Genomic DNA, 6,184 nt, shown 5'->3' on the forward strand with positions numbered 1-6,184 from the left:
GGCCCACACGGGCCGCAGTCGTAGGAGGTCGTCATGGCCAGCACCGTCTCCCGCCCCGTCCCGTCGACCGGGCGGACCACCACGGATCGCGCGGAGGTCGTCAGCCGTGCGGACCGCCTTCCCGCCGCCGCCCGCTACCTGCTCGCGGCGCTCCGCGTGAGCATCGGCTTCGTCTTCCTGTGGGCGTTCCTCGACAAGACGTTCGGCCTCGGCCGCGCGACCCCCGCCGAGAACGCCTGGCTCGAGGGCGGCTCGCCCACCGCGGGCTTCCTCGGCAACGCCGTCTCCGGCCCGTTCGCCGACGCGTTCGGCAGCATGGCCGGGGCCGTCTGGGCCGACTGGCTGTTCATGGTCGGCCTGCTCGGCATCGGCGTCGCCCTCATCCTCGGCATCGGGATGCGCATCGCCGCCGTCACCGGCGGGCTGCTGCTGGTCCTCATGTGGGCCGCCGTCCTGCCGCCGCCCAACAACCCCTTCATGGACGACCACCTGGTGTACGCGATGGTCCTCGCGCTCCTCGTGGTCCTGAACGCCGGCGACGTCCTCGGGCTGGGCCGTCGCTGGCGGGCGCTGCCCGTGGTGCGGGACCTGCCGGTCCTCCACTGAGAGGCGGCAGTCACCGCGGGCCGGGCGCCCGAACCGGAGCCGCCGTCACCCACAGGGTGGCGGCGGCTCCGCCGTGCGGTCCGCCCCCGCCCGTACCCTGGCCGCGTGAGCGCCACCACCGGGCAGCCCGACGCGCCGCTGGACCCGACCCTCGACCCGACGGCCGACGACGAGGCCCACGGGCCGGGCTCGCCGCCCGACCACAGCCCGCGCGCCGTCCTCCGCTACCCCGCCTTCCGCCGGCTGTGGCTCGTCCTCGGGCTGTCGAGCCTCGGCGACTGGCTCGGGCTGCTCGCCGTCACCTTCTTCGCCGCCGTGCTCGCGGGCGGCGCGGCGACCGGCGACGGCCTCGACCTGCGTGCGGTCGACCTCACGAGCACCGAGGCGGGGCTCGCCGTCTCCCTCGTCTTCGTCCTGCGCCTCGCGCCGGCGGTCCTCCTCGGACCCCTCGCCGGTGTGCTCGCCGACCGCGTCGACCGGCGCGTCGCGCTGGTCGTCGGCGACGTGGTCCGTGGCCTGCTCTTCCTGTCGATCCCGCTCGTCGGTGAGCTGTGGTGGCTGTACGTCGCCACGGTCCTCGTCGAGGTCACGGCCCTGTTCTGGATGCCGGCGAAGGACGCGATGGTGCCGACGCTCGTGCCTCGGCGGCGGCTCGAGGCCGCCAACCAGCTGGGGGTCGTCGCCACCTACGGCACCGCCCCGGTCGCCGCGCTGCTCTTCGTCGTGCTCGTGTGGCTGAGCAACGCCCTCGACGGGATCGCGGGGCTCGCGCCGGTGCTGGCCAGCCCCGTCGACCTCGCGCTCTACGCGAACGCCGTCACGTTCCTCGTGGCGGCCGTCGTGGTCGCCCGGCTGCCCCTGCCCCCCGGGGCCAGGGGCTCGGCCGCCGACCGGGCCGCACGTGCCGTCCGGCGGGACGACACCACCCACGACACCACGCACGACACCACGCACGACGGCATGCCCGGAGGAGGGCCTGCCCGCGTCTCGGTGTGGCGGCAGGTCTGGGACGGCTGGGTGTTCATCGCCCGCACCCCGCTCGTGCGGGGGCTGGTGGGCGGCATGATCGGGGCGTTCGCCGCCGGGGGGTTCGTCATCGGGCTCGGCATCCCCTACGTCGCGACGCTCGGCGCGGGCGCGCCCGGGTACGGCGTGCTGTTCGGCGCCGTCTTCGTCGGCATGGCGCTGGGTGTGTGGCAGGGTCCCCGCACGCTGCGGGACGTCTCCCGCCGCCGCCTGTTCGGTGCCGCGATCGCCGCCGCCGGCGTCGCCCTCGTCGTCGTCGGTCTCTCGCCGGACATCGTCCTGTCGGTCGTCGCGGTCACCGTCCTCGGCTTCCTCGCCGGGCTCGCGTGGGTCACGGGCATGACCCTGCTCGGGGCCGAGGTCGACGACGCCGTCCGCGGCCGCACCTTCGCCTTCGTCCAGACCGCGGTGCGCGTGGTCCTCGTCGCGGTGATGGCGGCCGGGCCCGCGCTCGCCGCCGCCGCCGGGGAGCGCGCGGTCGAGATCACCGACGCGCTGACGTGGACCTTCAGCGGTCCCGGCCTCGTGCTCGCGCTCGCCGGCCTCCTCGCGGTCGTCGTGGGCGTCGCGACGTACCGCGGCCTCGACGACCGGCCCGGGCGCAGCCTGCGCGCTGAGCTGCTCGAGGCGCTGCGCCGCGGCTCGGGCGACCCCTTCGACGTCGCGCGGCCCCACCCCGGCTTCTTCCTCGTCGTGGAGGGCGGCGACGGCTCCGGCAAGTCGACCCTCGTCGACGGCATCGGGCGCTACCTGGCCGACGAGCTCGGGCACGACGTCGTGCTCACGCGGGAACCGGGCGGCACCGCCCTCGGGCGTGAGCTGCGGCGCCTCGTGCTCGACCGCGACCCGGCCACGGGCCCGCGCGACGAGGGTCCCGTGCCGCGGGCCGAGGCCCTCCTGTTCGCCGCCGACCGCGCGCAGCACGTCGCGACGGTCGTCCGGCCCGCGCTCGAGGCCGGCGCGGTCGTCGTCGGCGACCGCTACGTCGACTCCTCCATCGCCTACCAGGGCGCCCGCGGCGACCTCGACGCCGCCGACGTCGAGCGGGTCTCCCGCTGGGCCACCGGCGGGCTGCGGCCCGACCTCACGGTGGTCCTCGACGTCGACCCCGACGTCGCCCGCACGCGGCTGCACGGCCGCGACGGCGCCGACGGCGCCGACCGGCTCGAGTCCGCAGGCGACGACTTCCACGCCCAGGTCCGGCAGACCTTCCTCGACCGGGCGTCGCGGGACCCGCACCGCTACCTCGTCGTCGACGCGTCCCAGGAACCCGCCGACGTCCTCCTCCAGGTCGAGCGCCGGGTGCGTCGCATGGTGCCGCTGTCGCCGCGCCAGCGCGCGGTCGCCGCGGAGCGGCTGGCGGCCGACGCCCGCCGGCGCGAGGCCCTCGAGGCCCGCGCCGTCGAGGAGGCGGCGGAGGAGGAGACCGGGCGTGCCCGGGTCCGGGAGGCGATGGCGGCCGAGCGCGAGCGGCAGGAGCGGGCCGAGCGCGAGCGCCTCGCGAGCGAGGCGGAGCGGATGCGGGCCCGCGCCGAGGCGCACCGCCGCCACCTGCGCGAGGGCGACACCGACGTCCTCCCGGTGGTGACGGACCACGCCGCCGCACGGCACGACGGGCTCCATGAGGGCGACCGCCCCGACGCGGACGTCACCTACGACCTCGACGACACCCGGCCGTTCGTCCTCGAGCTCCCCGACGAGGCGGACGAGTCCGACGGGGTCGGTCGCGGACCCCGCAGGTGAGCGTCTGGGACGCCGTCGTCGGGCAGGAGCGGGCCGTCGCGACACTGTCGCAGGCGGTCCACCGCCGCCTGCAGCCCTCGGGGCTCGCGCACGCGTGGCTCGTCACCGGCCCTCCCGGGTCGGGGCGGTCGGTGGCGGCGCGCGCGTTCGCCGCCGCCCTGCAGTGCGGCGACGACGGCTGCGGGCGCTGCGCGGACTGCGCGGAGACCCTCGCCGGCACCCACCCGGACGTCACCGTCCTCGCCACCGACGAGATGCAGGTCCGCAAGGACACCGTCGTCCAGCTCGTCCGCCGGGCCTCCGTGTCGCCCACCCGGGGCCGCTACGTCGTCGTGGTGGTCGAGGACGCCGACCGGCTGCGCGACGTCGCCGCGAACATGCTCCTCAAGGAGATCGAGGAGCCGCCGCCCCACACGGTGTGGGTGCTGTGCGCCCCCTCGCCGGAGGACCTGCTCCCCACGATCCGCAGCCGCTGCCGGCAGGTGACGCTCGGGGTGCCCAGGGCCGACGCGGTCGCGCGTGTGCTCGTCGACCGGCACGGGGTCAGCGCCGGTGAGGCGGCGTGGGCCGCGGCCGCGTCCCAGGGCCACATCGGCGTCGCGCGCCGTCTCGCCGTCGACCCCGACGCCCGGCGACGCCGGCGGGAGGTCCTCCAGGTGCCGAACCGGGCGGTCGGCGTGCCGGGCGCCGTCGAGGCCGCCCAGGAGCTCCGCGACATCGCGACCGAGGAGTCCACCGCCGCCGTCGAGGCCGCCCAGGAGGCGGAGAACGCGTCGTGGCTGCGGACCATGGGCGTGCAGACGCCCGAGGAGCTGCCGCGGCAGGTCCGCGCCCAGTGGCGGGAGCTGCAGGAGCAGCACAAGCGGCAGGTGCGGCGCAGCGCCACCGACGGGCTCGACCGCGCCCTGCTCGACCTCCTCTCGCTCTACCGGGACGTGCTGCTCGTGCAGGCCGGGGCGCCCGTCCCGCTCGTCAACGCCGACATGCGCGCCGACGTCGAGCGCCTCGCCCGGCGCCTGGCGCCCGCGGACGTCCTGCGCGTGTGCGACGTCATCACGACCACGCGGCGACGGCTCACGCAGAACGCCGCCCTGCCGCTCGCCCTCGAGGCGATGACGGTCCGACTGGGGGACCCCGCCGCATGAGACACCGAGACACCCTCCGCGGCGCCGTCGCGGCCGTCGCCGCCTGCCTCGCGCTCGCCGGCTGCAGCGCCGTGACGGGCGAGCCCGACGCCGAGGAGGTGCCGCCGTCCGTCGACCCGTCCGTCACCGCCGCCCCGCAGGCCGATCTCGGCCGGTTCTACGAGCAGCGGCTGGAGTGGCGGGAGTGCCCTGCGCGCGAGCTGCCGGAGGGTGTCCAGGCGGTCGGGCAGGAGTGCGCGACGCTCGAGGTCCCGCTCGACTACGACGACCCGGGCGGCGAGACGATCGGGCTCGCGCTCGCGCGGCTGCAGGCCCTCGGCGACAGCCGGGGCAGCCTCGTGGTCAACCCCGGCGGGCCGGGCGGCTCCGGGGTCGACTACGCCCTCGCCGCACCGCTCGTCACGACCGAGCGGCTGCGCACCGGCTACGACGTCGTCGGCTTCGACCCGCGCGGCGTGTTCCGCTCCGCGCCGGTCGACTGCGTGTCCGACGAGACCTACGGCGAGCTCGCCGCCGCCGACCCGAGCCCCGACGACCAGGACGAGATGCGGCGCCTGGAGGAGCTGTCCGCCGCGCTGGCCGACGGCTGCGCCGACGACCCGGTCGCCCCCCACGTCGACTCCCTCTCCGTGGTCCGCGACATGGACGTGCTGCGGGCGGCGCTCGGGGAGCCGGAGCTGGACTACCTCGGCAAGTCCTACGGCACCGTGCTCGGGGCGCTGTACGCCGAGCTGTTCCCCGACCGGGTCGGCCGCATGGTCCTCGACGGGGCCGTCGACCTCACGCCCCGGCCCGCGGACGACACGACCACGGCGCTCGAGCAGGGCGCCGGTTTCGAGACCGCGCTGCGGTCCTTCGTCGCCGACTGCCTCGAGCAGGAGGACTGCCCGCTCAGCGGGACCGTCGAGGAGGGCATCGACCAGGTGCGGGCGTTCCTCGCCTCCCTCGACGCCGCCCCGCTGCCCGTGCAGGACAGCGACCGCGAGCTCACCCAGGGTCTCGGCGTCACCTCGCTGCTCCTGCCGCTGTACCAGTACGACCTGTGGCCCGCGCTCCGGCAGACGCTCGGGCCGGGGTTCGCCGGGGACGGCACGCCCCTGCTGTTCCTCAACGACGTCCTCAACGAGCGGCAGGAGGACGGCACCTACCGGACGAACGCCGGCGAGGCGATCTTCGCCGTCAACTGCCTCGACGCGCCCACCGACCCCGAGGGCCTCGCCGACCTCGACGTCGCGGACTTCGACCGGCTCGCGGCGGAGCTCGAGGACGCCGCGCCGACCTTCGGTCCCCAGCTGGCGTACGGCGGCCTGCCGTGCCTGTCGTGGCCGTTCGAGCGCGTCGAGTGGCCCGAGGTCGACGGCGACGGCGCGCCGCCGGTCGTCGTCGTCGGGACGACCCGGGACCCCGCGACGCCGGGGGTGTGGGCCGAGCGGCTCGCCGACCAGCTCGACAGCGGGGTGCTCGTCACCTACGACGGGGACGGGCACACCGCGTACGCCGCCACCGGCGCGGGGTGCGTCGACGCGGTGCTCGACGAGTTCTGGCTCGAGGGCACCGTGCCCGACGACGGGACGGAGTGCGTCGCCGACTACTCCTGAGGGCTAGCTGTGATGCCCAGGGAGGTTGGTCAGTCGGGTGACCGGTGGCTTGCCTCCGAGGGCGGA

4 protein-coding genes are annotated in these 6,184 nt (G+C 76.3%); all 4 read left to right on the forward strand.

Translation table 11 applies throughout. From position 1 onward, the window contains the following. Positions 1 to 33: 33 nt before the first annotated feature. The 4 genes from WAB14_RS12130 to WAB14_RS12145 all read left to right on the forward strand — a co-directional run bounded on the left by WAB14_RS12130 (position 34) and on the right by WAB14_RS12145 (position 6,118). Positions 34 to 606, forward strand: a complete 573-nt coding sequence (locus WAB14_RS12130) for a hypothetical protein (RefSeq protein ID WP_340270104.1) — start codon at positions 34 to 36, stop codon at positions 604 to 606. 105 nt (positions 607 to 711) lie between these two features. Beyond that, positions 712 to 3,375 carry a dTMP kinase gene (gene tmk / locus WAB14_RS12135; protein ID WP_340270106.1) on the forward strand — a complete coding sequence of 888 codons (2,664 nt, stop codon included), beginning with the start codon at positions 712 to 714 and terminating at the stop codon, positions 3,373 to 3,375. Then, on the forward strand, positions 3,372 to 4,520 hold the full coding sequence (locus WAB14_RS12140; protein ID WP_340270108.1) for a DNA polymerase III subunit delta': 1,149 nt from the start codon (positions 3,372 to 3,374) through the stop codon (positions 4,518 to 4,520). The genes tmk and WAB14_RS12140 overlap by 4 nt, the downstream gene beginning before the upstream one ends. After that, on the forward strand, positions 4,517 to 6,118 hold the full coding sequence (locus tag WAB14_RS12145) for an alpha/beta hydrolase (protein ID WP_340270110.1): 1,602 nt from the start codon (positions 4,517 to 4,519) through the stop codon (positions 6,116 to 6,118). Before WAB14_RS12140 ends, WAB14_RS12145 begins: the two co-directional genes overlap by 4 nt. Positions 6,119 to 6,184: the final 66 nt, after the last annotated feature.

This window comes from Aquipuribacter nitratireducens, assembly GCF_037860835.1.
In the GTDB taxonomy this organism is placed as follows: Bacteria; Actinomycetota; Actinomycetes; order Actinomycetales; family JBBAYJ01; genus Aquipuribacter; species Aquipuribacter nitratireducens.